Source organism: Bacillus cereus group sp. MYBK14-1 (genome assembly GCF_051916885.1).
GTDB lineage: Bacteria > Bacillota > Bacilli > Bacillales > Bacillaceae_G > Bacillus_A > Bacillus_A cereus.
Genome location: NZ_JBQAHM010000002.1, coordinates 667,929 through 690,964, shown reverse-complemented (window position 1 = coordinate 690,964; position 23,036 = coordinate 667,929). Strand labels below are relative to the sequence as shown.

Here is a 23,036-nt window from a genome sequence, read left to right as displayed (position 1 = left end):
AATGGAAATCATTTATGAAGAATTTAAGGAGGCATTATCTAAAATAAAAGTGCTAAGAGAAAACGCTAATATAATAGAAGAAACTGTTCAAAGAAGTGTAAGAGAAATCATTAGACATGTAAGGGAAGGGAAAGATGAGGCTTTATCTTTCTATACAAAAAAGTTTGATGGTGTAGAGATGAAAAATTTTCGTGTAAGTGAAGAAGAAATACAGCAAGCGAGTATGTTTGTAGAGAATTCATTTTTAGAAGCTTTAAAAGAGGCGAAGAAAAACGTTGTTTCGTATCACGAAAAGCAAAAGAAGCACTCAATATTCGATTGTGAAAGTAAAGGGATAATTAGAGGGCAACTCATTCGGCCGTTAGAAAATGTAGGTGTATATGTACCGGGTGGGATAGCCTCATATCCTTCTTCAGTATTAATGAATGTATTGCCGGCGAAACTCGCAGGTGTGAAAAAGATTGTAATGGTAACACCGCCGAGGAAAGGAGGAATTGATCCACATATATTAGCTGCTGCAGATCTTGCGGGAGTAGATGAAATTTATACGATAGGTGGCGCACAAGCAATCGCTGCTTTAGCATACGGGACGGAATCGATTCCGAAAGTGGATAAAATAGTTGGACCGGGAAATTTGTACGTCGCTCTAGCGAAACGAGAAGTATACGGAATAGTAAATATCGATATGATTGCTGGTCCATCAGAAATTGTAGTTGTCGCGGATGAAACAGGTAATGCAAAATATATCGCAGCGGATTTATTATCGCAAGCAGAGCATGATGAGAGAGCAACGGCGATTTGTATTACAACGAATATGGAACTAGCTAAAGAAGTAGAAAAAGAGGTAGAAAGACAGTTAGAAACGTTACCAAGAAGTGAAATTGCACGTGAATCAATAAATAGAAATGGAGCCATCTTTATCGTTCCTTCTTTAGAGGAGGCGCTAAAGTTATCAAATGAAATTGCTCCAGAACATTTAGAGTTACATATAAAAGAACCAATGAATGCTCTAGATTATGTGAAACATGCAGGCTCTATTTTCCTTGGGCCATATTCACCTGAACCGCTCGGGGATTATTTAGCGGGACCGAATCATGTATTACCAACGAGCGGAACGGCAAGATTCTTTTCTCCGTTATCAGTCGATGATTTCGTGAAAAAATCAAGTTTTATTTCTTATACGGAGGAAGCATTAAAAAATGTACAGCATCATATTGTAGAGCTTGCAAATAAAGAAGGGTTACATGCACATGCGAGAGCAATCCAAATAAGGTTTGAGGAGGAAAAATAATGCGTCAGTCCAGTCAAGCACGTGAGACGACAGAAACAAAAATTAAATTAAATTTGCAGCTTGATGAAAGTACAAATGTATCTATTCAAACAGGGGTTGGTTTTTTCGATCATATGCTTACTTTATTTGCTAGACATGGAAGATTTGGATTGCAGGTTGAAGCAGAAGGTGATGTATTTGTCGATGCACATCACACCGTTGAAGATGTTGGAATTGTACTCGGAAATTGCTTGAAAGAAGCATTGCAAAACAAAGAGGGAATTAATCGTTACGGTTCTGCGTATGTACCGATGGATGAATCTTTAGGATTTGTCGCAATTGATATAAGTGGACGCTCATATTGTGTATTTCAAGGGGAATTAACAAATCCGAAGCTCGGGGATTTTGATACAGAATTGACGGAAGAATTTTTTAGAGCAGTTGCACATGCTGCCAATATTACATTACATGCGCGCGTTCTATACGGAAGTAATACACATCACAAAATTGAAGCATTATTTAAAGCTTTTGGTAGAGCGCTTAGAGAAGCGGTCGAAAAAAATGCCAACATTACTGGTGTAAATTCAACGAAAGGAATGTTGTAATTGATTGCCATTATAGATTATGGAATGGGGAATATTCGCAGTGTAGAGCAAGCATTAAAATATATTGGCGCAGAGTACATTGTAACGAGTGATAAAAAAGAGATATTGAGAAGCGATGGCGTGATTTTACCGGGAGTAGGTGCATTTCCGAAAGCGATGGACGTATTAGAAGAAAGAGATTTAGTGTGTGTACTAAAAGAGGTTTGTGATATAGGAAAACCACTCCTCGGTATATGTTTGGGCATGCAGCTTTTATTTGAACGAAGTGAGGAACTAAAAGATTGTAGCGGGTTAGGTTTACTACCAGGGGAAATTCGTAAGTTAAAAGTTTCGTATAAAATTCCTCATATGGGATGGAATGAATTAAGGAAGGAAAGAGAATTTCCGCTTTGGAATGGATTAGTGGATGGTTCTTTCGTGTATTATGTTCACTCATATTACGCGGATTGTCCAGATGAAATTGTATGCGGAGTAAGTGATTATGGCATGCAAGTACCAGGGTTTGTCGCGAAAGGAAATGTATTTGGTGCACAGTTTCATCCAGAAAAAAGTGGCGAAATTGGCATGCAAATATTAAAAAATTTTCAAGGGGTGGTAGAAGCATGGAAATCTTCCCAGCTATCGATTTAAAAGAAGGACGATGCGTTAGACTTTATCAAGGAGAGTTTAGTAAAGAAACGGTGATGAATGAAGATCCAGTAGCGCAGGCGATCATATTTGAAAAGCTTGGAGCGGAAATACTACACATTGTTGATTTAGACGGTGCAATTGCTGGCGAGTCTTTAAATTTGCCCGTCATTGAAAAAATCTGCAAGGCGGTACGTATTCCTGTGCAAGTGGGAGGAGGAATTCGTTCACTTGTAACGGTGGAGAAGTTATTGTCAGCAGGTGTAGAAAAAGTGATTTTAGGAACAGCAGCTCTTTATGATAAGTCATTTTTAGAGGAAGCAGTTCGTCTATATAAAGAGAAAATCATTGTTGGAATTGATGCGAAAAATGGTTTCGTAGCAACGAGAGGTTGGCTTGATCTATCTGAAATTTCTTACGTTAGTTTAGCGAAACAAATGGAAAGTTTAGGTGTTCAAACGATTGTGTTTACAGACATTTCGAAAGACGGGACGCTTGCAGGTCCAAATTTTGAACAATTAGCGATACTTCAAAAAAGTGTGGGCATTCGTCTCATCGCCTCTGGAGGAGTGGCATCTATTCAAGATGTGAAAAAGTTAAATGATATGAATATATATGGTGTCATAATTGGAAAGGCGCTTTACGAGAAAACGATTGATTTAGAAGAAGTATTACAGGTAACGAAGTTATGTTAGCGAAACGAATTATTCCATGTCTAGATGTGAAAGAAGGGCGAGTCGTAAAGGGTGTAAATTTTATAGGATTACAAGATGTCGGTGATCCGGTTGAAATAGCTGAAGCATATAACGAGGCAGGGGCAGATGAAATCGTATTTTTAGATATTACGGCGACTCATGAAGGAAGAAAAACGATTATAGATGTTGTAGAAAAAACAGCAGCAAAAGTATTTATTCCTCTTACGGTTGGCGGGGGGATATCAAGTGTGAAAGATATGTACAATTTACTAAGAGCTGGGGCAGACAAAGTTTCAATAAACTCAGCGGCAGTGCGAAACCCGAAGTTAATAGAAGAAGGGGCAGAACACTTTGGATCACAATGTATTGTCGTGGCAATTGATGCTAGAAAAGTAGCAGAAGGTAAATGGAACGTATATGTCAACGGCGGAAGAGTTGACACAGGAATGGATGCCATAGAATGGGCGAAGCGTGTTGTTAAACTTGGGGCAGGTGAAATTTTGTTAACGAGTATGGATGCAGATGGAACGAAAAGCGGATATGACCTTCGTTTAACAGAAGAAATTTCAAAAAGTGTTTCTATTCCAGTCATCGCATCAGGAGGCTGTGGTCATACGGATCATATTATAGAAGTTTTTCAAAAGACAACGGTTGATGCAGCGTTAGCGGCATCCATCTTTCATTATGGTGAGGCGACAGTGCAGAGTGTAAAGCGAAAATTAAGAGATGCAAATATTGAGGTGCGGTTATGAAACCTAATTTTTCAAAAGGATTAATACCGGCAATTGTCATCGAAGAAGGTACGAAAGACGTTTTAATGCTAGCTTATATGAATGAAGAAGCATATAAAAAAACGTTAGAGACGAAAAGAACATGGTTTTATTCTCGTTCGAGGCAGTCGTTATGGAATAAGGGGGAAACATCAGGGAATGTTCAATATGTGCAATCTTTATATTTAGATTGTGATCAAGATTCAATTGTTGTGAATGTGAAACAAGTAGGACCTGCTTGTCATACGGGAGAGAAGACATGTTTTCACTATCAAATTATATAGGGGGATACATATGGAAAATGCCTTTAAGTTGCTGTATAAAACAATTGAAGAACGAAAGGGAAGCCCACTTCCTGAATCGTATACAAATTATTTATTTTCAAAAGGAGAAGATAAAATTTTAAAGAAGATTGGTGAAGAGTGTGCTGAAGTAATTATCGCATGTAAAAATAATGATAAAGAAGAAGTAGTGAAAGAAATGGTTGATGTATTTTATCACTGTTTCGTTTTATTAGCTGAAAAAAATATTGCATTGGAAGATGTGATGCGAGAGGTGAAAGAACGAAATGGAAAGCTTTCGAGAGTTGGGGATAGAAGGGAAATAGATACATTATAAGGGGGAATGTATATGAAAGTAGATTATCATCTTCACTTAGAAGAAGGACCGTATTCAATAGGATGGCTTGCTAAAATAAATGAAGCGTTGGAATGTTATGAACCGCTTCAAGAAAGACATTCTATTAATTGGCTTATGAAAACACAAGAGCGTTTGCAAAAGCGTGTGAAGGAAGGGCCATTTACAACAGAATGGATAGATCTATATTTAGAAGAAGCTGTGCGAAAAGGAATAAAAGAAGTGGGAATTGTTGATCATCTATATCGTTTTCATGAAGCAAAAGGATATTATGAAAAATATGTAGATATTAGTGATTCTAAGCTCGGTCGTATACAGAAAGAATGGTTAGATCAAGTAAGGGTAGTTTCACTGTATGATTTTACAAAGGCAATTGAAGAGGCGAAAGAACGATGGGGGAAAAGAGGTGTCACACTTAAACTTGGAATTGAAGCGGATTATTTTATTGGTTGTGAAGGAGAGTTAAAAGAATTATTAGAGCTAGGAGACTTTGATTATGTAATTGGTTCCGTTCATTTTCTAAATGGCTGGGGATTTGATAATCCAGATACGAAAGAATATTTTGAGGTGCATGACCTATGCGCATTATATGATATGTTTTTTAAAACAGTTGAGAGTGCGATTCGTACCGAGTTATTTGATATTATCGCTCATCTTGATAATATAAAGGTATTTAATTATCGATTGGATGAGAATGAACAGCTTTCTTATTATGAGGAAATTGCCTGTGCATTAGTAGAAACGAATACGGCAACAGAAATAAATGCAGGATTATACTATCGTTATCCTGTTCGTGAAATGTGCCCAAGTCCACTATATTTACAAGTATTAGCTAAGTATGGTGTTCCAATTACGATTTCTTCGGATGCCCATTACCCAAATGATTTAGGGAATTATGTACAAGAAAATGTACAAACATTACGAGCTCACGGTGTTACTCAGGTTGCAACATTTACGAAGCGAGCAAGAGTAATGAGGTCGCTTGAAGAAGAAGTAACAAATTCAAAATGAAACGCAATTTTTTGATGAAAACTGTCCTTTTTGTTCAAAATAAGAAAGAATGAAAAGGAGGGTAAGAAATGGCGAAACAACAAAACAAACAAAATGTACAAGGTGCACAGCAACAAGCTTATACTTCTGAAACGAATGCTGCATCTCAATCGGTTATTGAGGAGCAAATTAGCGATACGGTTGCAGAAGGAACTATTGATGTGAAGCTTGGAAAAGAATCGCAGGAAAAAGCGTAAGAAGAGGGGAGAGTTGCATCTCCTCTTTTTTCATGGAAAAGTGTCGATTTTCAAAACTATAATCAAATTCCTTGGTTTTTATATGTGGATTTCTTACAATGAAATATAAGAGATGTCTTATTTTCTATAGAAGAGGTGTTAGTAGTGGCAAAAATATTAGTAGCGGGAAAAATTCCGGAAATTGGATTAGAACTATTAAAAGATCATAATGTAGAAATGTACAATAAAGAGGAGTTAATTTCTATAGATGAATTAACAGAGCGTGTAAAAGATAAAGATGCATTGTTAAGTTTACTTTCGACAAAGGTGCCAAAAGAAGTTATTGATGCAGCGCCTCATTTAAAGATTGTTGCAAACTATGGTGCTGGTTACGACAATATTGATTACACGTATGCGGGCGAAAAAGGAATTGCAGTTACGAATACACCGAAAGTATCAACGGAAGCGACTGCAGAATTAACATTTGCACTTCTTTTAGCAGCGGCGCGTAGAATTCCTGAAGGGGATACGTTATGTCGTACGACTGGATTTAACGGATGGGCACCGTTATTTTTCTTAGGACGAGAAGTCCATGGTAAGACAATCGGAATTATAGGTCTTGGAGAAATCGGGAAGGCTGTTGCAAAACGTGCGAAAGCATTTGGAATGGATGTTTTATATACAGGGCCAAATCGTAAGCTTGAAGCTGAAAGTGAACTGGGAGCAACGTATGTGACGTTGGAAGAATTATTACAAACAGCAGACTTTATTACAATTAACTGTGCTTATAATCCGAAATTACATCATATGATTGATGAAGAGCAGTTTAAAATGATGAAGAAAACAGCGTATATTGTAAATGCTTCACGTGGACCAATTATGAATGAAGCAGCACTTGCTCATGCATTAAAAACGAATGAAATTGAAGGAGCAGCTCTTGACGTGTTTGAATTTGAACCGAAAATTACAGAAGAGCTAAAAGAATTAAAGAATGTAGTACTTGCTCCACACGTAGGGAATGCAACATTTGAAACTCGTGATGCGATGGCTGAAATGGCTGTCAGAAATATTTTAGCTGTATTAAACGGCGAAGAGCCAGTAACACCTGTAAATCAAAAGGTATTAGTTACAAAATAAAAAGAAACCTTCCGGACTCGGAAGGTTTTCTTATTTTTCTTTATTGGCTTTTTTAGACGGTCTTTGTCTAATGAATTGAGATAACATGTACAAAATATATAGTGGAATGGCAATGAATAAGAAAACAGAAAAATTTCCAAATCCTGTTTGATACATTGTAATAATGATTCCAACTAAAAATAGTGTAATAATGATGCTATATCGTGGAATTGGTACATCTTTTAAACTTGGGATACGAATGCGGCTCACCATTAAAAATGCGAACGTTACAAATACGGTAATAAGAACGATTTTTGGAATGGTATGTGAAAATAATGTTAAGAAAGCAACAAGCCCTCCCGCTGCTGTAATCGGTACTCCAGTGAAATATTTCATTGAAGTAGAAGATGGTGTTACATTAAATCGTGCTAAACGATATGCTCCGAAAAGAGGGAATAATCCCGCTATGTATAATCCGATGATTCCGTAGTTTGAGAAAGATGTGTAATACATTAAAACAGCTGGTGCTGCACCAAATGTTACGACATCTGCAAGCGAGTCGAGCTCTTTTCCCATTTGTGAATCAACACGTAATAAACGAGCAACACGACCATCAAGACTATCTAACATCATCCCGATAAGTACTAAAATAGCAGCTGATTTATAATATCCTAAAGATGCATAGCCGATTGATAAAAATCCGCTATATAAATTTCCGAGCGTAAATAAGTTTGGAATAGCTGCTCTATACAAAATCTGATCCCTTGCTTTCTGTAATAAATTCTTAATTAGTGTATGAAAGTTTACTTATTTTATCATACCATAAATTTATTCCTCATACGAAAGAAATTACCAATTTGTGAAAGATTTCATAGAAGGATGGTTCGAAAATTAAGTGAAAATAAAAAGAGGAAGCAACTTGTATAAAGTTGCTTCCTTTACTATTCAAATTTCGTTGTCATCGTTCCGGTTTTATATCGATTATTAGGATCGAAGCGTAATAAATCTCCATAAATTAATTTATCGGAGAGTTTTAATTCTGTTTTTGCTTTTTCAATATACGGCTGACATAACGTCATGTCAGCTTCTTCACCCGTACTTCTTTTGTAGCACATATTTTTTGTATAAACATACTCTTCAGAAACAAAGCTACCATCACGCATTACCATAAGCGGGTCTTTCTCTTTAATAAATAAGTCAGTTCCAAATTCAACGGATTTATTTGTTTTAATACCAAGTAAATGAAGGAGCGTTGGCTTAATATCAATTTGACCGGATACTTTAGAAACAACTTTTCCTTCTTGGCCAGGCACATGAATAATAAGAGGGACTCGTTGTAATTGCATAGAATCGAATGGTGTAATAGTATCTTTTCCTAGGAACTGTGCCATAGCTGCGTTATGGTTTTCGGAAATACCGTAATGATCACCATAAATGACAATAACGGAATTATCATATAATCCTTCTTCTTTTAATTGTTGAATAAATAATTTAAGAGCTTCATCTGTGTAACGAACAGTTGGGAAGTAGCGGTTTACAACACCACTTTCCGAGTTGAATTCATCAACATATTGATCTTCCGGATTTAGAAGAAACGGAAAATGATTTGTTAATGTAATAAATTTTGTATAGAACGGTTGCGGTAAAGATTTTAACTTTGGAATAGATTGTTCAAAGAACTCTTTATCTTTTAATCCCCAACCGACAGACATTTGCTCCGTTCCTGCGTAATCATTTAAATTAAAATAACGATCATATCCAAGCGCAGGATACATTACATCCCGATTCCAAAACGTTTTATCGTTTGAATGGAAGACGGCAGAAGAATATCCGTATTTCTTTAATTGTTCTGGTGTCGCTGTGTATTCATTTGTTGCATGAGTAAAGAATACAGAACCACGATCTAGTGGATAAAGTGAGTTTTCAACGATAAATTCAGCATCAGAAGTTTTGCCTTGTCCAGTTTGATGATAGAAGTTATCGAAATAGAAACTATCCTTAATAAATTCATTTAAAAATGGTGTAATTTCTTTTCCATTTATTTTTTTATTAATAACAAAGTTTTGTGTAGATTCCATTGAAATTAAAATTACATTTTTACCTTTTGCAGCTCCAAATAAGTTCTTATCAACTTGTTTGTCTTTTGAGTCTGTATAGTTTTTAATTTCAGAAAACCCATCCCCACTTGCAAATACACGCTCAGCTGAAGACTTGGATTGAAGCGTAATGTCAAATAGATGGTATGTGTATAAACCTAAATTCTTCACGACAGTTTGACGGTCAAATGAGCGCGAGAACATTTGTGGTTTATAAATAACTGATACAACAATTTGTAGTGCTAATAAAGCTGTTACACCGCTAAAGAAAGTTCGCTTCTCTGAGCGGGAAAGTGGTGTTTTGTCGCCAAATGATGGGAATTTACGTGAAATAAACATTAAAATAATTGCATCTGCAAATAAAAGTAATGTTTTGTACGTAAAGAGTTCTTTTATACTTGTCCCTAAATCAGCCATATTGTTTGTTTGGAATAAAACCGGGAAAGTAACGAAATCGTTATAGAACCCATAAAACATTGCGTTTCCAAATAAAATAAATGACAGTATAAAACTGATTCCAATTATAATTCGGTTTCGGTGCTTAGATGCAAGTAAAGCTAAGCCGAAAAATAAAAGTAACGCAGCTAGTGGATTGATAAAAAGCATGAATTCTTCAAAGAAATTATCAATTTTAATATCAAATGCTAGCTTGTACACAATATATGTTTTAATCCATAGTAAAACGACTGCAACGAGTGCAAATCGCAGTTTTGGAAACAGATGTTGTAGCATAATATACTCCTCTCCTAAAAAGCATGACAGTTCTTGTGAGTCAGTTTGCTTAACGACTCATTTTATATATACGAACAGTCCTTTGTTATTATGATTATTATACTATGAGTATCATTATACGAAAATAAAAGAAGGTTGTGGGCTTTTTTATAATAATCGAGTAGAAAAAGAGTGGTGGGAGACAATAAAACAGAATTTCTATGTATGATAATTATCGTACGCAGAAAGAATCGCGTGATAATACGGAGGTTATAATGCGAAAATTATTATATTTTATAGCATGCAGTAGTGTTATACTTTTTACTTCACCGAGTGTGTCGGTAGCCCAATATGATGCACCTCTTATGGAAGATGCACTTTATTCTGTTTTATTTCCAAAAATAAATAAAGCAATTGAAAAACAATATGGAAGTTTGAAACCTTATCAATGTCCTAAAATTATTAGTTTAAAAAAAGTGTATAGCGGTACATATTTATTTCAAGCAAGTATTGAAGTGACAAAGTATGAACGTGTTGCTGGGAAAATTGCTCCACCATTTGAGAAGGTAACGATTACATTTAATAACGAAGAAGGCGAATGGGAAGTGACAAAGATTTCAGTAAAGCGCTTACCAAATGATACGAAACTAAACTGTAAAAAAACAATATAAAAAATTGTTTGACAAATAAAATGGTCCTTTGGTATTGTTAATAGCAACAATTAGATGTTTGAAAATTAAATAGACTTACCTCATCTAATCTCAAAGGTAGAGGCCGCGATAGGAAAGAGTAAGCTATGGGAGATTTAATGGAATCTGTGATCATAGGTTGAAAGGGACTATTGCCGAAATATAAGAATAACCATCTTATTCATATATTGGGACTGCATTGAATAAATGTAGTACTGTCATAAGATTTATTTTATGGAGAGCTATTTGGAGATGTTGATGCGGTTTCTTATTTTGAGGAGATAACAACTCGTTTATTTTTTCAATATATATTTTTCCTAATAAGAAACGCGTGTGAACATTGTTCCGCGCGTTTTTTGTCTATCTAAAAGCGTGCTGCAATGAATAGAAGATTGGGGTTATGAGTTTTAGAGGAAATAAGGGAGGAATTTAAATGTATTTACACGGCACAAGCCGAATTAATGGGCAAGGACACTTAGAAATTGGAGGGTGCGATACGACGCAGCTAGCAAAGCAATACGGAACACCACTTTATGTATACGATGAAGAGTCTATTCGAGGGAAATGCCGAGCATTTCATCGTGCTTTTAAAGAAAGTGGTTTCTCTTATCAAGTAGCATATGCAAGCAAGGCGTTCTTGTGCATGGAGATGTGCCGAGTAGCTCGTGAAGAGAATATGTCATTAGACGTTGTTTCTGGGGGAGAATTATATACTGCGCTCCAAGCAGGATTTCCGGCATCACGTATTCATTTTCATGGAAATAATAAAACAGAAGAAGAAATAGTGATGGCTCTTCAGGCGAATATCGGTTGTTTTGTCGTAGATAATTTCTTTGAATTAGAAGTTTTACACGATTTAGCGATGCAACATGGGAAATTTGTGAACATATTAATTCGTGTAACGCCTGGAGTAGAGGCGCACACACATGAATATATTACAACAGGTCAAGATGATTCGAAATTTGGATTTGGTGTTTCAAACGGTCAAGCGATGCAGGCAATTGGATTTGCTTTACAAAAATCAAATTATAATGTGCTAGGGATCCATTCACATATTGGGTCGCAAATATTTGAAACAGCTGGTTTTGTTCGAGCAATTGAAGTTCTTCGCCAATTTTTAGAAGAAGTGAGAGAGCAAACAAACTATGTAGTAAAAGTGTTAAATGTAGGCGGGGGATTTGGAATACGTTACACAGAGTCAGATACACCATTAACTCTTGAGACATATGTGCGAGCTGTAACAAGTGCAGTGAGAGAACAATTTACTGTATGTGAATATCCATTGCCAGAAATATGGATTGAGCCAGGCCGTAGCATTGTAGGTGATGCTGGGACAACAATTTATACAGTTGGATCTGTGAAAGATATTCCTGGTATTCGGAAATATGTATCAGTCGATGGTGGAATGACAGATAATTTAAGACCTGCTTTATATAATGCGCGTTATGAAGCGATGTTAGCGAATCGAGCGAATGATGAGAATGAGGAACTCGTTTCGATTGCCGGGAAATGCTGTGAGAGTGGAGACATGTTGATTTGGGATATTCATTTACCGAAAGTCGCTGCTTCTGATTTACTAGCAGTTTCCTGTACAGGAGCATACGGGTACTCGATGGCGAATAATTACAATCGGATTCGAAGACCAGCCGTTGTCTTTGCAAAAGGCGGAACATCGCAAGTAGTTGTGGAACGCGAAACATATGAAAATATTATTGGGAACGATCGCATACGTATTAAAGAGCTTGTCTAAATAGGAAAAGGAGTTGTTCGAATGGGCAATTCCTTTTTTATAAAATAAAATAATTAAAATATATCGGAAAACTAGGATTGAAAAAAATCAGAATTGTGATAAAATACAAATACAAAGCTTATCAAGAGAAGCGGAGGGAACTGGCCCGAAGAAGCTCGGCAACCTGCTTATAGAAAGCAAGGTGCTAAATCCAGCAAAATGGGATCCATTTTGAAAGATAAGGTAAAATATATTACCGAACAGTCTTTTCGAAATGGGAAAGATTTTTTTTATGAATAAAAAGGGGGGCTGTTCGCGTGAGTGTACGGGAACATTTTGATGAAGTATCCGAGAAGATTGAAGCGATGCTTGCTGATATGAAATATGGTTCAATTACAATTGTTGTGCAAGATGGGAAAGTAATTCAGTTAGAGAAAAGTGAAAAAGTACGTTTAAAGTGAAAAGCGCTGACTAGAAAAACTAGAGGCGGTTTTAACCTATTTTCATTAGGTTAAAACCGTCTTTTTGCTTTTACAGGGGGAAAAAACATGTTGACGTATGAAACGTGGGAAGAAAATGTTGTTTCGTTTTCGGAAGAAGATGAAACAAAAGGTGCGTTATCAGTATTAAATTGGGCTTATAAAGAATATAAAGATGAGGTTGTCTACGCATGTAGCTTTGGGGTGGAAGGTATGGTATTGCTGCACATTATAAACCAAGTAAATCCATCTGCTAAAGTTGTATTTTTGGATACAAATGTTCATTTTCAAGAAACGTATGAATTAATTCGAAAAGTGCGGGAACGATTTCCTTCATTGAATATTATAGAAAAACAGCCAGAACTTACACTTGATGAACAGGCGAAGTTGCATGGTGAAAAACTGTGGGAGAGCAATCCGAATCTTTGTTGTAAGATTAGAAAAATTTTACCTTTAGAAAAATCATTAGTCGTGGAAAAAGCATGGATATCGGGCTTAAGAAGGGAACAATCAGAAACACGTAAGCATACAAAGTTTATAAATCAAGATCATCGTTTTCAATCTATTAAAGTTTGTCCACTCATTCATTGGACGTGGAAAGAAGTTTGGCGATATGTATACAAACATAGCTTGCCGTATAACCCGTTGCATGATGTTGGCTATCCAAGTATTGGGTGTGAGAAATGTACGTTACCTGTAGGGGATGGTGGCGATTCAAGAGATGGTAGATGGGCTGGAAAAGTGAAAACTGAATGTGGTCTTCATTACCAATAAGATGAATCTTGAAATAAAGCTAAGAGAGGATATAGAAAAATGAGCATAGTAAACGAATTAGTAAACCGTATAGATGAGACATATGACGTATCACAAATTGAAAAAGAAATTAAATTAGACAATATTGCGTTAAGTGATTTAGAACTATTGGCGACAGGTGGATATAGCCCCCTTACTGGTTTTTTAGGGAAGGAAGATTATGATTCTGTTGTAGAAACGCTTCGTTTAGCAAATGGTAGTGTGTGGAGTATACCGATTACATTACCGGTAACAGAAAAAGTCGCAGAAAGCCTGAAGGCTGGAGAGGAAGTAAAGCTTGTCAACAATGGAAATATATACGGTGTCATTCAAATAGAAGATATTTTTGTACCAGATAAAGAAAAAGAAGCGTTACTTGTATATAAAACAACGGATGAGGCTCATCCAGGAGTGAAAAAATTATATGAACGACCAAACGTTTACGTTGGAGGAACTATTATTCTAACAAAACGCTTTGAAAATAATCAATTTCCTTCTTATCATTTAGACCCAATTGAAACGAGGGAAGCATTTAAAAAACGTGGGTGGAAAACAGTGGTCGGATTTCAAACGAGAAACCCGGTACATCGTGCCCATGAGTATATTCAAAAATCTGCTCTTGAAATTGTAGATGGTCTCTTTTTAAATCCGCTCGTTGGAGAAACGAAATCGGATGATATTCCTGCTGATGTAAGAATGGAAAGCTATGAAGTACTTCTTCAAAACTATTATCCGAAAAATCGTGTCTTTTTAAGTGTATTTCCTGCTGCCATGCGTTACGCAGGACCAAGGGAAGCGATATTTCATGCGTTAGTAAGAAAGAATTTTGGATGTACCCACTTTATAGTAGGGCGTGATCATGCTGGAGTAGGAGATTATTACGGAACGTATGAAGCGCAAGAAATCTTCACAAATTTTACGATAGAAGAGTTAGGAATTACACCACTATTCTTTGAGCATAGTTTTTACTGCACGAAATGTGAAGCGATGGCTTCAACGAAAACATGTCCGCACGGAAAAGAAGATCATGTTATTTTATCGGGTACGAAAGTAAGAGAATTATTAAGAAACGGTGAGATTCCGCCAAGTACATTTAGTCGTAAAGAAGTAGTGGAAGTGCTAATTAAAGGCTTGAAAAAAGAAGTAGTAACAGAATAGGGAGAGAACGAGATGGATACGAATATTACTTGGCATACAGCTTCGGTTTCAAAAGATGAGAGAAGAGTGAAGAATGGACATCATAGTTTTGTAATTTGGTTTACTGGTTTATCAGCTTCGGGTAAATCTACAGTAGCGAATGCGGTCGCTCGTAAACTGTTTGAAAAGAATATTGGAAATTATGTGCTGGATGGGGATAACATTCGCCACGGTTTAAATAAAGACTTAGGATTTTCTGAAAGTGATCGCATGGAAAATATAAGACGTATTGGCGAAGTGGCAAAGTTATTTGTAGACCAAGGAGCAGTTGTCCTTACAGCATTTATTTCACCATTTCGAGTAGACCGCAAACAAGTAAGAGATTTATTAGCGGCAGATGAATTTATTGAAATTTTTGTGAAGTGTCCGATTGAAGAGTGTGAGAAACGTGATCCGAAAGGACTTTATAAAAAGGCAAGAAAAGGTGATATTAAGGATTTCACAGGTATTGATTCGCCTTATGAAGAGCCAGAGCAAGCGGAATTAATTGTAGAAACGCACAAATATTCTATTGAAGAATGTGCAGAACAAATCGTGAAGTACTTACAAGAGCGTAGTTTTATATAGGGGGATAAACAATGAGTTATGAAAAAGTATGGGCTAACAATGAAAAATTAAATCAGACCGAGAAAAATAAATTAGAAAAAGATGGCTTAGAAATTTTTAATGATATTCCTTACTATGCGGAAAATGGTTTCGAATCTATTCCGAAAGAAGAGTGGGATGCCTTTAAATGGGCAGGCTTGTATTTACAAAGACCGAAAGAAGCTGGTTATTTTATGATGCGGGTAAATATTCCGTCAGGGATTATTACAAATGCACAGGCAGAAGTACTTGCTTCTATCGCTGAAGATTATGGACGTAATGTAATAGATATTACGACGAGACAGGCGATTCAGTTTCACTGGTTAGAAATTCAGCAAATTCCAGATATTTTTAAAAGATTAGCAAGAGTTGGGTTATCTTCAGCGGGGGCTTGTGGTGATATAACGCGGAATATTACAGGTAATCCGCTTGCTGGCATTGATGCAAATGAACTATTCGATACAACGCATATTGTAAAAGAAGTATATGATTACTTCCAACATAATGAAGAGTTTTCTAACTTGCCACGTAAATTTAAAATGTCTATTAGTTCTAATATTTATAATTCAGCAAACGCAGAAATTAACTGTGTTGCATTTACGCCTGCAACGAAAGAAATAGATGGTGAGAAAAAAGTTGGTTTTCATATAAAAGTAGGTGGAGGATTATCAGCTCGACCGTATTTAGCTGATGAATTAGATGTATTCGTTTTACCAGAAGAAGTGAAGGCGGTGGCGATTGCGATTGCTACTATATTCCGTGATTTTGGATATCGTGAAAAACGTCATTTAGCTCGGTTGAAATTTCTTGTTGCGGACTGGGGAGCAGAGAAATTTAAAGAGAAACTAATAGAGTATACAGGGCCTTTACAAAGTAAAGGGGAAAGTGCACTCAAAGGATGGAATGCAGGCTATTTTTATGGTGTTCAAGACCAAAAACAAAAGGGATTAAAATATGTAGGTTTTAATGTACCGGTAGGTCGTTTACATGCAGAAGAAATGTTTGAGATTGCAAGAATCGCAAAGCAATATGGAAATGGACAAATTCGTACATGTAACTCGCAAAACTTCATTATTCCGAACGTTCCTCCAGAAAATGTAAAAGGATTACTTAGTGAACCGCTGTTTGAAGCGATATCTGCTAGCCCGAAATCATTTATTGGTCATGCGGTTTCATGTACCGGTATTGAATATTGTAATCTTGCACTAGTAGAAACGAAAGAAAGATTACGAAAAATTGCAGAATACTTAGATACACAAATTGCACTCGATGTTCCAGTTCGAATTCATATGGTAGGCTGCCCGAATTCATGTGGTCAACGTCAAATTGCTGACATTGGGCTACAAGGGGTGAAAATGAAAACGAAGGAAAAAGGTATTGTTGAAGCGTTTGAAATATACGTAGGTGGAACATTGTTAGATGGCGGTGCCTACAATCAAAAGTTAAAAGGAAAAATAGATGGCGAGGATCTACCTGATGTACTCGCATCATTTATAAGTTATTTCAAAGAGAATAAATTACCAGCCGAAACATTTTATGATTTTGTAGGTCGTGTTGGTGTAGATACATTACAAATAGCGTTAAATAACGTGCTAGAAGAAGTAATAGCGTCTTAGGAGGGACGATATGGATTTATATCGATTTGAAGCTGTGTTAGTAAATAGTATTGTTCCGATTGTTGTTGTTGCTCAAAGTGAAGAACAGGCATTTAAGCTTGCGGAGATTGAGCTTGAAAAGCATTTTTTACCGTTGCCAGAGGTAAAAGAGATTTCTTTGTTTGAAAAAAAGAAGATTCGAAAAGGTGGGGCATTTGTTATCCATGAGTAGAGATCAGTAATACGAAAAAATAAAAACTTCCATTCTTATATACGAATGGAAGTTTCATTTTAATAGAAGAAATGAGGAGAGATGATGGGGAAGGTTTATATTGTTGGAGCGGGTCCTGGCGATCCAGGTTTAATTACTGTTAAAGGATTGAAATGTATTGAGAAGGCAGATGTTATTTTATACGACCGACTTGTGAATAAAGAGCTGCTTTCATACGCAAAGCCTGACGCGGATTTAATTTATTGTGGAAAACTCCCGAATTATCACACGATGAAGCAAGAGACAATTAACACGTTTCTTATTAAGTATGCGAAAAAAGGAAAAGTTGTAACGAGGCTTAAGGGCGGCGATCCATTTGTGTTTGGTAGAGGGGGAGAAGAAGCTGAAGCATTAGCAAAGCAAGGTGTACCATTTGAAATCATTCCTGGTATTTCAGCTGGAATAGCTGCTCCTGCTTATGCGGGCATTCCAGTGACGCACCGTGATGCAAGTGCAAGTTTTGCTATTGTGACTGGGCATAGGAAAGAAGGTGCTGAAGAAGAAGTGAAATGGGAAAGTTTAGCGAAAGGTGTAGAGACTTTAGCGGTATATATGGGGGTTAGTAATTTGCCCTACATATGTGAGCAACTTATGAAGCATGGAAAAGATAAAAGTACGCCAGCTGCTATTATTGAGCAGGGGACGACGTCTATGCAACGCACAGTTGTTGGAACGTTAGGGACAATTGTAGATGTTGCGAAAAAAGAGCAAATTCAAAATCCGAGTATGATTGTAATTGGAGAGGTTGTCCGTTTTAGAGAAAAAATTCATTGGTTTGAGAAGCAGACAGAAAATGCTTATCAAGTAAGTGGAGTGTTGTAAAATGAAAGCCGTCTTATATATATGTCATGGAAGTCGTTTGAAGACAGCGAAAGAAGAGGCGATTCAATTTATTACATCGTGCATGAGCCGTATAGAAGCGACTATTCAAGAAGTTTGTTTTTTAGAGTTAGCGAATCCTTCTATTGAAGATGGTTTTCGTACATGTGTGAAGCGTGGGGCCACTGAGATTATTGCTATCCCTGTTTTTTTATTAGCGGCAGGTCATGTAAAAAAAGATATCCCTTTTGAATTGGAAAAGTTAACTAATCAATTTTCGGATGTTAAAGTGACCTATGGTAATCCGTTTGGTGTATCAGAAACACTTGTTAAATCGGTGTATAGCGGAAGTGGCATCGAACAGGAAGATAAAAATGAAGTGACGTTACTTCTTGTTGCAAGAGGGAGCAGTGATCCTGAAGTATTAAGAGATATAAACTGGATTGCTTCTTTATTTCAAACAAAAGAGAAGGTTAAAAAAGTAGAAGTTTGTTATTTAGCGGCTGCAGAGCCAAAATTTGAGGAGAAGTTAAAGGAAGTTGTAGAACGAAAAGAAAAGAACATCGTTGTACTGCCTTACTTGTTATTTACAGGTTTACTTATGAAACATATTGAGAAAGAAGTGTGCCAATATGAAGTGGAAGAGATAAAAATCAGTCCATATTTAGGGAAGAATGAAGCGTTTCAAGATATGTTAATTCAGAAAACGACGGAGTTATTGAAAGGAGATCAGTATGTATCCACTTACAGTGCGAGTTAATGAGAAACGCGTTGTTGTTATTGGCGGGGGAAAAGTTGCAGGATTTAAAATTATTCCTTTACTCAAACAGGGTGCGGATATAGTTGTGATAAGTCCAGAATTAGATGCGAATTTAGTAAAACTTGTGGAAGAAAAGAAAATTCGTTGGTATCAAAGAGAATATGAAAAAAGTGATATTAAAAGTGCTTTTTTAGTTGTTGCAGCGAGTAGTGATTCAATATTAAATGAACAAGTTGCTGAAGATGCCGCTGAGAATCAATTAGTAAATGTTATTACAAATCCGGAAAGTGGTAATGTTCATTTTCCGGCAGCGATTCATCGTGGTTTACTTAATATAGCAGTTTCTACTGGGGGAGCGAGCCCGAAGCTCGCAAAAAAAATTCGAGATGATATTGCAAATAAATATGATGAGACATATGAATCGTATTTAGATTTTTTATATGAAGTAAGGTTGAAGTTAAAAGATTTACAGTTAGAAAAGAGGGAACGAAATATATTGCTCCAAGAAGTGTTGAAATCAGTATATGTGCAAAATGAGGGGAAAAGAGAAAGTTTTTTACGTGAGTTAGAGGAAAAGGTTTTAAAATAATAAAAGATAAAGTGCGCTTTACAAATATAAAAATATAATTTATAATCACAAGTAACTTCAATAGATGAAATCGATGAGCAAGAAGAGTACGTATATTTGATGCGTTCAGAGAGCTGGGGTTAGGTGGGAGCCCGGTACGATAAAATATACAGAATGGGCTTGCGAGAGGTATGTTGAACATTGTAGTAGGCAACCCGGGTTCCGCCGTTAAAAGGATAGAGTATCGGAATTATTCCTGTACTTGAACAAGTGGGATTTATCAATCCAATTGAGGTGGTACCACGGTATTTACATTACATATATCGTCCTCTACATGCATATTTGCGTGTAGGGGACTTTTTTATTTTCTAAAGGAGGTGTGCGAGTATGAAATGAAAGTGTATAATTAACAAAAGTTTAAATATTCAGAAAAGGAGAAATTATGATGAAAGAAACACAGCAATGGACGTCGAAAATAGGCTTTGTACTCGCAGCAGCCGGAGCCGCAGTAGGTCTTGGTGCGATATGGAAATTTCCATATGTTGCAGGTAATGGCGGGGGAGGCGCATTCTTCCTTGTATTTTTACTATTAACTTTATTTATAGGTATGCCTCTTCTAATAGCGGAGTTTGTTATTGGACGTAGCACGCAAAAAGAGGCGGTTACAGCTTATAAAGTACTAGTGCCAAATAGCAAATTATATCCTTGGATTGGTCGTATGGGAGTTGTTACTTGTTTTAGTGTACTATCTTTTTATAGTGTTGTAGGTGGATGGATTTTACTTTATTTATATTATAGTGTGACAGGAAATTTCTGGAATGGTGCAGCTGATTATGGACAATTGTTCGGTGAAACGATTTCAAATCCATTAAGTGCGATTGGAGCACAATTTATCTTTATGCTTTGTACGATTTTTGTTGTAAGTAAAGGTGTAGAGAAAGGTATAGAAAAGGCAAGTAAGTACATGATGCCGCTATTATTTATTTTATTTATTGCGATTATTGTTCGTGCGTTAACACTCGATGGTGCTTTTGCTGGAGTAGAGTTCTTCTTAAAACCAGATTTTTCAAAGCTTACAGCAGATACAATTTTATATGCGATGGGACAATCTTTCTTCTCGCTAACTGTAGGTGCCTCGGTAATGGTAACGTATAGTTCGTATTTAAAGAAAGAGGAACATTTAGCGAAATCGGCAACATCTATTGTAAGTTTAACTGTTTTTGTTACAGTACTTGCAGGATTAGCAATTTTCCCAGCGATTTTCGCATTAGGAGTTAAACCGACTGAAGGACCGGGATTACTGTTTATCGTCCTTCCAGCAGTATTTGCAAAAATACCATTTGGTCAATTTTTCTTTATTATGTTTTTAATTTTATTCTTCTTTGCGACTTTAACATCAGCAATTTCAATGCTTGAAATTGTAGTAGCATCTGTTGCGAAAGGTAATGAGAAGAAGCGTCCGTCAGCATCATTATTAATTGGTATTCTTATTTTTGCAGTCGGTATTCCATCAGCGTTATCATTTGGGATTATGAGTGACGTGAAAATATTTGGGAAAACATTCTTTGATTTAGTCGACTTTTCGGTAAGTAACGTATTGCTGCCGTTAGGAGTACTAGCTATTTCATTATTTGTACCAAATAAAATGAGTAAAGAGTTGTTGATGAAAGAATTAGAAGTGACGGAAACGAAAGGGAAAACGTTATTTAACATTTGGTTCTTCTTACTTCGTTATGTTATTCCGGTAACTGTAATAATTGTATTTTTAAATGCGATAGGTGTATTTAAAATGTTTGCATAAAAAAAGGCGGGGATCTCCCGTCTTTTTTTATGTTGATGAATGTAATAGACGATTATACGCTTTATAGGCTGTGGTGACTGCGAGGAATGAACCGATTAAAAATAAAACTGAGCCGCCAAATGTAAATATCCGGCCAATATACGTTTCTCTAGCTTCTTCTATTTTTTGTTGTAATTGCGTATTCATATGGATCACCTCGTAAACTATAGGCATTTAGTTATAGTCTATGTAGAATGCCTATATTGTGTGAAGTGTAAATAAAAAACCTCGGTAGGCACCGAGGTTTTTTATAATCCGATATAAGGAGATGGGTCAACTGCGTTTGTCTTGCCGACATTCCATTCTCCAAGATGAAGTTCGAAGTGTAAATGTTGTCCGTATGATTGGCCCGTATTCCCCATAAATCCAAGCTGATCGCCTTGTTTTACAGTTTGTCCATTCGATACAGAACGACTATTCATATGAGCATATACTGTCGTATATGTTTTTCCGTTTATACGGTGAGATAAATACACTACGTTTCCGTAACTAGATGATAATTCTGAGCGAATAACAACGCCATCTGCAGCAGCGATAATTGGAACCGTTCCCGAAGCAGCGATGTCAATTCCTTTATGGTTATCTAAAGAACGTACACCAAATCCAGAAGTTTTTGATCCAGCTGCTGGTTTGATAAAACCACCGATATTTGTATCATGTGGTGTTGGGGCCGCTTGAGCAGATTTAGTAGCTTGTTGTTTGCGAGCCTCTTCTGCCTGGCGGGCTTCTTCCGCTTTACGAGCTTCTTCCGCCCGTTTTTCTTCTTCAATTGCTTTTTGAACAGCTTGACGTTGATTTTCTAAAATGCCCTTGGATTCTTCTAATCCTTCAATCTCTGAATCTACTTTTGCTACTTTCGTATGTAGATCGTTAATAAGAGTTTGTTGCTGCTGTTGGTTATTTTGTAATTCTTGTTGTTTTTGTTCTAGTTTTTGTTCAGAGTCTTTCAGTTGTTGTTCTTTTTTCTCAACAGCCTCTTTTTCTGTCGTTACAGCATTTTGATCAGATGTTTGTTTTTTTACAATATCTGTATCGTTGTTTAATATTAAACTTACGGAGTACATATTATCAACAAGATCAGCAATGTTTGTAGAGTTTGTTAATACTTCTGTAATGATATTTGTACGCGGTTTTTCTTGCATAGATTGTAATCGTTGTTTAATAACTTCCTGACGTGTATCTATGTTTGTTTGTAATTGTTCTATATGTTTCTTTTTGTCAGTAATTACTTGTTGTGTTTTGCTAATTTCTTTTTTTGTATCGTTTAATTCAGTCTCATTTTTATTAATGGAAGTAGTTAATTCATCGATTTTCTTCTGTAATTCTTGAATTTCTTTTTCTATTTGTTCTTTCTCGACTGATTTATTTTGTAAGTCACTTTGTTTGCCTTCTAATTCAGATTGAATGTTAGATAATTTATCTTGATTCGTTTCAGCGTATACGGGTGAAAGTAACGGGGAAGCAAAAATCGTTCCTGCTGCTAAAACACTAAACGCTGCAAATTTCTTTTTCATTGTTGTCTGACTCCTTTCCCTATGAATGTTATATATCATAAGAAGAAGGGTGTCTATCGTTGTAATCATAATGTAAAGAAAATTTTATAAAATTGCTAAGTTTTGTCGGAATTTATCATTTTTCAACTGTAATTGTCATAGTGCTTACATTTTATTCATATGTGTAACAAAGGTATATTTTGGAATTTTCCTGTAAAATGAAGGAGGAAAGTAATCGTTTTTATGAGGTGAAATATTACTTGGAAAGCTAATAAAACACTAGTGAGGAATCGTTCTCATGTGAGGTTTTCTGACATGAGTCTGCTTTTTGTCAAGAAAATTATTTGCGTTCGGGCAAAGTTATTTTGTTGTCAGATTTAAATTTTTGATTTATGATTTTTAACAGGGACAAAATGTAGTGAATTGTCGAATAATATGTAATACTCTTAATTTCTTAGTTTTATAGA

At 36.2% G+C, this 23,036-nt stretch carries 26 protein-coding genes, 2 riboswitches and 1 other annotated feature; of the genes, 22 read left to right on the top strand and 4 right to left on the bottom strand.

What is annotated here, in order from left to right:
* Position 1: 1 nt before the first annotated feature.
* The 10 genes from hisD (at position 2) to ACTFR3_RS09520 (ending at position 6,966) form a co-directional block, all read left to right on the top strand.
* Entirely contained in the window at positions 2 to 1,291 is a 1,290-nt protein-coding gene (hisD, locus tag ACTFR3_RS09565; RefSeq protein WP_440044375.1) for a histidinol dehydrogenase, read from the top strand.
* Positions 1,291 to 1,875 carry an imidazoleglycerol-phosphate dehydratase HisB gene (gene hisB, locus ACTFR3_RS09560; RefSeq protein ID WP_001249949.1) on the top strand — a complete coding sequence of 195 codons (585 nt, stop codon included), beginning with the start codon at positions 1,291 to 1,293 and terminating at the stop codon, positions 1,873 to 1,875. The genes hisD and hisB overlap by 1 nt, the downstream gene beginning before the upstream one ends.
* Positions 1,876 to 2,505 (top strand): imidazole glycerol phosphate synthase subunit HisH, encoded by a 630-nt coding sequence (hisH, locus tag ACTFR3_RS09555; protein ID WP_000560360.1) that lies wholly within the window; start codon positions 1,876 to 1,878, stop codon positions 2,503 to 2,505. It begins immediately after the preceding gene.
* Entirely contained in the window at positions 2,478 to 3,197 is a 720-nt protein-coding gene (gene hisA / locus ACTFR3_RS09550) for a 1-(5-phosphoribosyl)-5-[(5-phosphoribosylamino)methylideneamino]imidazole-4-carboxamide isomerase (RefSeq protein WP_000402298.1), read from the top strand. The genes hisH and hisA overlap by 28 nt, the downstream gene beginning before the upstream one ends.
* Entirely contained in the window at positions 3,191 to 3,949 is a 759-nt protein-coding gene (hisF, locus tag ACTFR3_RS09545) for an imidazoleglycerol phosphate synthase cyclase subunit (RefSeq protein ID WP_000880108.1), read from the top strand. The genes hisA and hisF overlap by 7 nt, the downstream gene beginning before the upstream one ends.
* On the top strand, positions 3,946 to 4,251 hold the full coding sequence (gene hisI / locus ACTFR3_RS09540; protein WP_000803956.1) for a phosphoribosyl-AMP cyclohydrolase: 306 nt from the start codon (positions 3,946 to 3,948) through the stop codon (positions 4,249 to 4,251). Before hisF ends, hisI begins: the two co-directional genes overlap by 4 nt.
* 10 nt (positions 4,252 to 4,261) lie before the next feature.
* On the top strand, positions 4,262 to 4,585 hold the full coding sequence (hisE, locus tag ACTFR3_RS09535; RefSeq protein WP_000426358.1) for a phosphoribosyl-ATP diphosphatase: 324 nt from the start codon (positions 4,262 to 4,264) through the stop codon (positions 4,583 to 4,585).
* Positions 4,586 to 4,597: 12 nt separating this feature from the next.
* Complete coding sequence (locus tag ACTFR3_RS09530) at positions 4,598 to 5,614, top strand: histidinol phosphate phosphatase domain-containing protein (RefSeq protein ID WP_440044374.1); 1,017 nt, start codon at positions 4,598 to 4,600, stop codon at positions 5,612 to 5,614.
* Between the two features lie 68 nt (positions 5,615 to 5,682).
* On the top strand, positions 5,683 to 5,850 hold the full coding sequence (locus tag ACTFR3_RS09525) for a YozQ family protein (RefSeq protein WP_001118878.1): 168 nt from the start codon (positions 5,683 to 5,685) through the stop codon (positions 5,848 to 5,850).
* A gap of 144 nt (positions 5,851 to 5,994) precedes the next feature.
* Positions 5,995 to 6,966 carry an NAD(P)-dependent oxidoreductase gene (locus tag ACTFR3_RS09520; RefSeq protein WP_001062858.1) on the top strand — a complete coding sequence of 324 codons (972 nt, stop codon included), beginning with the start codon at positions 5,995 to 5,997 and terminating at the stop codon, positions 6,964 to 6,966.
* Positions 6,967 to 6,996: 30 nt separating this feature from the next.
* Here ACTFR3_RS09520 and pssA read toward each other — a convergent pair whose 3' ends face one another.
* Positions 6,997 to 7,698: a CDP-diacylglycerol--serine O-phosphatidyltransferase gene (gene pssA / locus ACTFR3_RS09515; protein ID WP_000285417.1), complete on the bottom strand. Its 702-nt coding sequence runs from the start codon at positions 7,696 to 7,698 to the stop codon at positions 6,997 to 6,999.
* A 188-nt stretch (positions 7,699 to 7,886) separates the two neighbouring features.
* The gene (locus ACTFR3_RS09510; RefSeq protein WP_000939078.1) at positions 7,887 to 9,773 is read right to left on the bottom strand and encodes an LTA synthase family protein; all 1,887 of its coding nucleotides are present in this window, start codon (positions 9,771 to 9,773) and stop codon (positions 7,887 to 7,889) included.
* Positions 9,774 to 10,027: 254 nt separating this feature from the next.
* Here ACTFR3_RS09510 and ACTFR3_RS09505 point away from each other — a divergent pair, with 254 nt between their 5' ends.
* From ACTFR3_RS09505 to ACTFR3_RS09450, 12 genes are all read left to right on the top strand, one after another.
* On the top strand, positions 10,028 to 10,423 hold the full coding sequence (locus ACTFR3_RS09505) for a DUF3888 domain-containing protein (protein WP_001228823.1): 396 nt from the start codon (positions 10,028 to 10,030) through the stop codon (positions 10,421 to 10,423).
* An 89-nt stretch (positions 10,424 to 10,512) separates the two neighbouring features.
* Positions 10,513 to 10,694: riboswitch (Lysine riboswitch) on the top strand.
* A 180-nt stretch (positions 10,695 to 10,874) separates the two neighbouring features.
* Positions 10,875 to 12,191, top strand: coding sequence for a diaminopimelate decarboxylase (gene lysA / locus ACTFR3_RS09500; RefSeq protein WP_000280642.1), 1,317 nt, complete (start codon positions 10,875 to 10,877; stop codon positions 12,189 to 12,191).
* Between the two features lie 115 nt (positions 12,192 to 12,306).
* Positions 12,307 to 12,415: riboswitch (SAM riboswitch) on the top strand.
* Positions 12,416 to 12,487: 72 nt separating this feature from the next.
* Positions 12,488 to 12,631: a YezD family protein gene (locus tag ACTFR3_RS09495; RefSeq protein ID WP_000116158.1), complete on the top strand. Its 144-nt coding sequence runs from the start codon at positions 12,488 to 12,490 to the stop codon at positions 12,629 to 12,631.
* An 87-nt stretch (positions 12,632 to 12,718) separates the two neighbouring features.
* The gene (locus ACTFR3_RS09490) at positions 12,719 to 13,423 is read left to right on the top strand and encodes a phosphoadenylyl-sulfate reductase (protein WP_000959022.1); all 705 of its coding nucleotides are present in this window, start codon (positions 12,719 to 12,721) and stop codon (positions 13,421 to 13,423) included.
* 39 nt (positions 13,424 to 13,462) lie between these two features.
* A complete protein-coding gene (gene sat / locus ACTFR3_RS09485; RefSeq protein WP_000029491.1) occupies positions 13,463 to 14,599 on the top strand; it encodes a sulfate adenylyltransferase in 1,137 nt (378 codons plus the stop codon).
* A gap of 12 nt (positions 14,600 to 14,611) precedes the next feature.
* Entirely contained in the window at positions 14,612 to 15,205 is a 594-nt protein-coding gene (gene cysC / locus ACTFR3_RS09480; RefSeq protein ID WP_000380499.1) for an adenylyl-sulfate kinase, read from the top strand.
* Between the two features lie 11 nt (positions 15,206 to 15,216).
* Positions 15,217 to 16,839 (top strand): nitrite/sulfite reductase, encoded by a 1,623-nt coding sequence (locus tag ACTFR3_RS09475; protein WP_000119621.1) that lies wholly within the window; start codon positions 15,217 to 15,219, stop codon positions 16,837 to 16,839.
* Positions 16,840 to 16,849: 10 nt separating this feature from the next.
* A complete protein-coding gene (locus tag ACTFR3_RS09470) occupies positions 16,850 to 17,050 on the top strand; it encodes a DUF3906 family protein (protein ID WP_000366914.1) in 201 nt (66 codons plus the stop codon).
* Between the two features lie 84 nt (positions 17,051 to 17,134).
* Positions 17,135 to 17,911, top strand: a complete 777-nt coding sequence (gene cobA, locus ACTFR3_RS09465; RefSeq protein WP_440044373.1) for a uroporphyrinogen-III C-methyltransferase — start codon at positions 17,135 to 17,137, stop codon at positions 17,909 to 17,911.
* A 1-nt stretch (position 17,912) separates the two neighbouring features.
* Positions 17,913 to 18,668 carry a sirohydrochlorin chelatase gene (locus ACTFR3_RS09460; protein ID WP_048538177.1) on the top strand — a complete coding sequence of 252 codons (756 nt, stop codon included), beginning with the start codon at positions 17,913 to 17,915 and terminating at the stop codon, positions 18,666 to 18,668.
* A complete protein-coding gene (locus ACTFR3_RS09455; protein ID WP_000283356.1) occupies positions 18,643 to 19,257 on the top strand; it encodes an NAD(P)-binding protein in 615 nt (204 codons plus the stop codon). The genes ACTFR3_RS09460 and ACTFR3_RS09455 overlap by 26 nt, the downstream gene beginning before the upstream one ends.
* A 64-nt stretch (positions 19,258 to 19,321) precedes the next feature.
* Positions 19,322 to 19,570: a binding site (T-box leader), on the top strand.
* A 111-nt stretch (positions 19,571 to 19,681) separates the two neighbouring features.
* The gene (locus ACTFR3_RS09450) at positions 19,682 to 21,037 is read left to right on the top strand and encodes a sodium-dependent transporter (RefSeq protein WP_440044372.1); all 1,356 of its coding nucleotides are present in this window, start codon (positions 19,682 to 19,684) and stop codon (positions 21,035 to 21,037) included.
* A gap of 27 nt (positions 21,038 to 21,064) precedes the next feature.
* Here ACTFR3_RS09450 and ACTFR3_RS09445 read toward each other — a convergent pair whose 3' ends face one another.
* Both ACTFR3_RS09445 and ACTFR3_RS09440 read right to left on the bottom strand, forming a co-directional pair.
* Positions 21,065 to 21,223 (bottom strand): hypothetical protein, encoded by a 159-nt coding sequence (locus ACTFR3_RS09445; RefSeq protein WP_001096001.1) that lies wholly within the window; start codon positions 21,221 to 21,223, stop codon positions 21,065 to 21,067.
* A 101-nt stretch (positions 21,224 to 21,324) separates the two neighbouring features.
* Complete coding sequence (locus ACTFR3_RS09440) at positions 21,325 to 22,590, bottom strand: murein hydrolase activator EnvC family protein (protein ID WP_000726086.1); 1,266 nt, start codon at positions 22,588 to 22,590, stop codon at positions 21,325 to 21,327.
* Between the last annotated feature and the right edge of the window lie 446 nt (positions 22,591 to 23,036).

What these genes read in the sequence shown, in the direction of transcription:
- hisD (WP_440044375.1), top strand. Translation starts at nt 2, where the DNA reads ATGGAAATCATTTATGAAGAATTTAAGGAGGCATTATCTAAAATAAAA.
- hisB (WP_001249949.1), top strand. Translation starts at nt 1,291, where the DNA reads ATGCGTCAGTCCAGTCAAGCACGTGAGACGACAGAAACAAAAATTAAA.
- hisA (WP_000402298.1), top strand. Translation starts at nt 2,478, where the DNA reads ATGGAAATCTTCCCAGCTATCGATTTAAAAGAAGGACGATGCGTTAGA.
- hisF (WP_000880108.1), top strand. Translation starts at nt 3,191, where the DNA reads ATGTTAGCGAAACGAATTATTCCATGTCTAGATGTGAAAGAAGGGCGA.
- hisI (WP_000803956.1), top strand. Translation starts at nt 3,946, where the DNA reads ATGAAACCTAATTTTTCAAAAGGATTAATACCGGCAATTGTCATCGAA.
- hisE (WP_000426358.1), top strand. Translation starts at nt 4,262, where the DNA reads ATGGAAAATGCCTTTAAGTTGCTGTATAAAACAATTGAAGAACGAAAG.
- ACTFR3_RS09530 (WP_440044374.1), top strand. Translation starts at nt 4,598, where the DNA reads ATGAAAGTAGATTATCATCTTCACTTAGAAGAAGGACCGTATTCAATA.
- ACTFR3_RS09525 (WP_001118878.1), top strand. Translation starts at nt 5,683, where the DNA reads ATGGCGAAACAACAAAACAAACAAAATGTACAAGGTGCACAGCAACAA.
- ACTFR3_RS09510 (WP_000939078.1), bottom strand. Translation starts at nt 9,773, where the DNA reads ATGCTACAACATCTGTTTCCAAAACTGCGATTTGCACTCGTTGCAGTC.
- ACTFR3_RS09505 (WP_001228823.1), top strand. Translation starts at nt 10,028, where the DNA reads ATGCGAAAATTATTATATTTTATAGCATGCAGTAGTGTTATACTTTTT.
- lysA (WP_000280642.1), top strand. Translation starts at nt 10,875, where the DNA reads ATGTATTTACACGGCACAAGCCGAATTAATGGGCAAGGACACTTAGAA.
- ACTFR3_RS09490 (WP_000959022.1), top strand. Translation starts at nt 12,719, where the DNA reads ATGTTGACGTATGAAACGTGGGAAGAAAATGTTGTTTCGTTTTCGGAA.
- sat (WP_000029491.1), top strand. Translation starts at nt 13,463, where the DNA reads ATGAGCATAGTAAACGAATTAGTAAACCGTATAGATGAGACATATGAC.
- cysC (WP_000380499.1), top strand. Translation starts at nt 14,612, where the DNA reads ATGGATACGAATATTACTTGGCATACAGCTTCGGTTTCAAAAGATGAG.
- ACTFR3_RS09475 (WP_000119621.1), top strand. Translation starts at nt 15,217, where the DNA reads ATGAGTTATGAAAAAGTATGGGCTAACAATGAAAAATTAAATCAGACC.
- ACTFR3_RS09470 (WP_000366914.1), top strand. Translation starts at nt 16,850, where the DNA reads ATGGATTTATATCGATTTGAAGCTGTGTTAGTAAATAGTATTGTTCCG.
- cobA (WP_440044373.1), top strand. Translation starts at nt 17,135, where the DNA reads ATGGGGAAGGTTTATATTGTTGGAGCGGGTCCTGGCGATCCAGGTTTA.
- ACTFR3_RS09460 (WP_048538177.1), top strand. Translation starts at nt 17,913, where the DNA reads ATGAAAGCCGTCTTATATATATGTCATGGAAGTCGTTTGAAGACAGCG.
- ACTFR3_RS09455 (WP_000283356.1), top strand. Translation starts at nt 18,643, where the DNA reads ATGTATCCACTTACAGTGCGAGTTAATGAGAAACGCGTTGTTGTTATT.
- ACTFR3_RS09450 (WP_440044372.1), top strand. Translation starts at nt 19,682, where the DNA reads ATGAAAGAAACACAGCAATGGACGTCGAAAATAGGCTTTGTACTCGCA.
- ACTFR3_RS09445 (WP_001096001.1), bottom strand. Translation starts at nt 21,223, where the DNA reads ATGAATACGCAATTACAACAAAAAATAGAAGAAGCTAGAGAAACGTAT.
- ACTFR3_RS09440 (WP_000726086.1), bottom strand. Translation starts at nt 22,590, where the DNA reads ATGAAAAAGAAATTTGCAGCGTTTAGTGTTTTAGCAGCAGGAACGATT.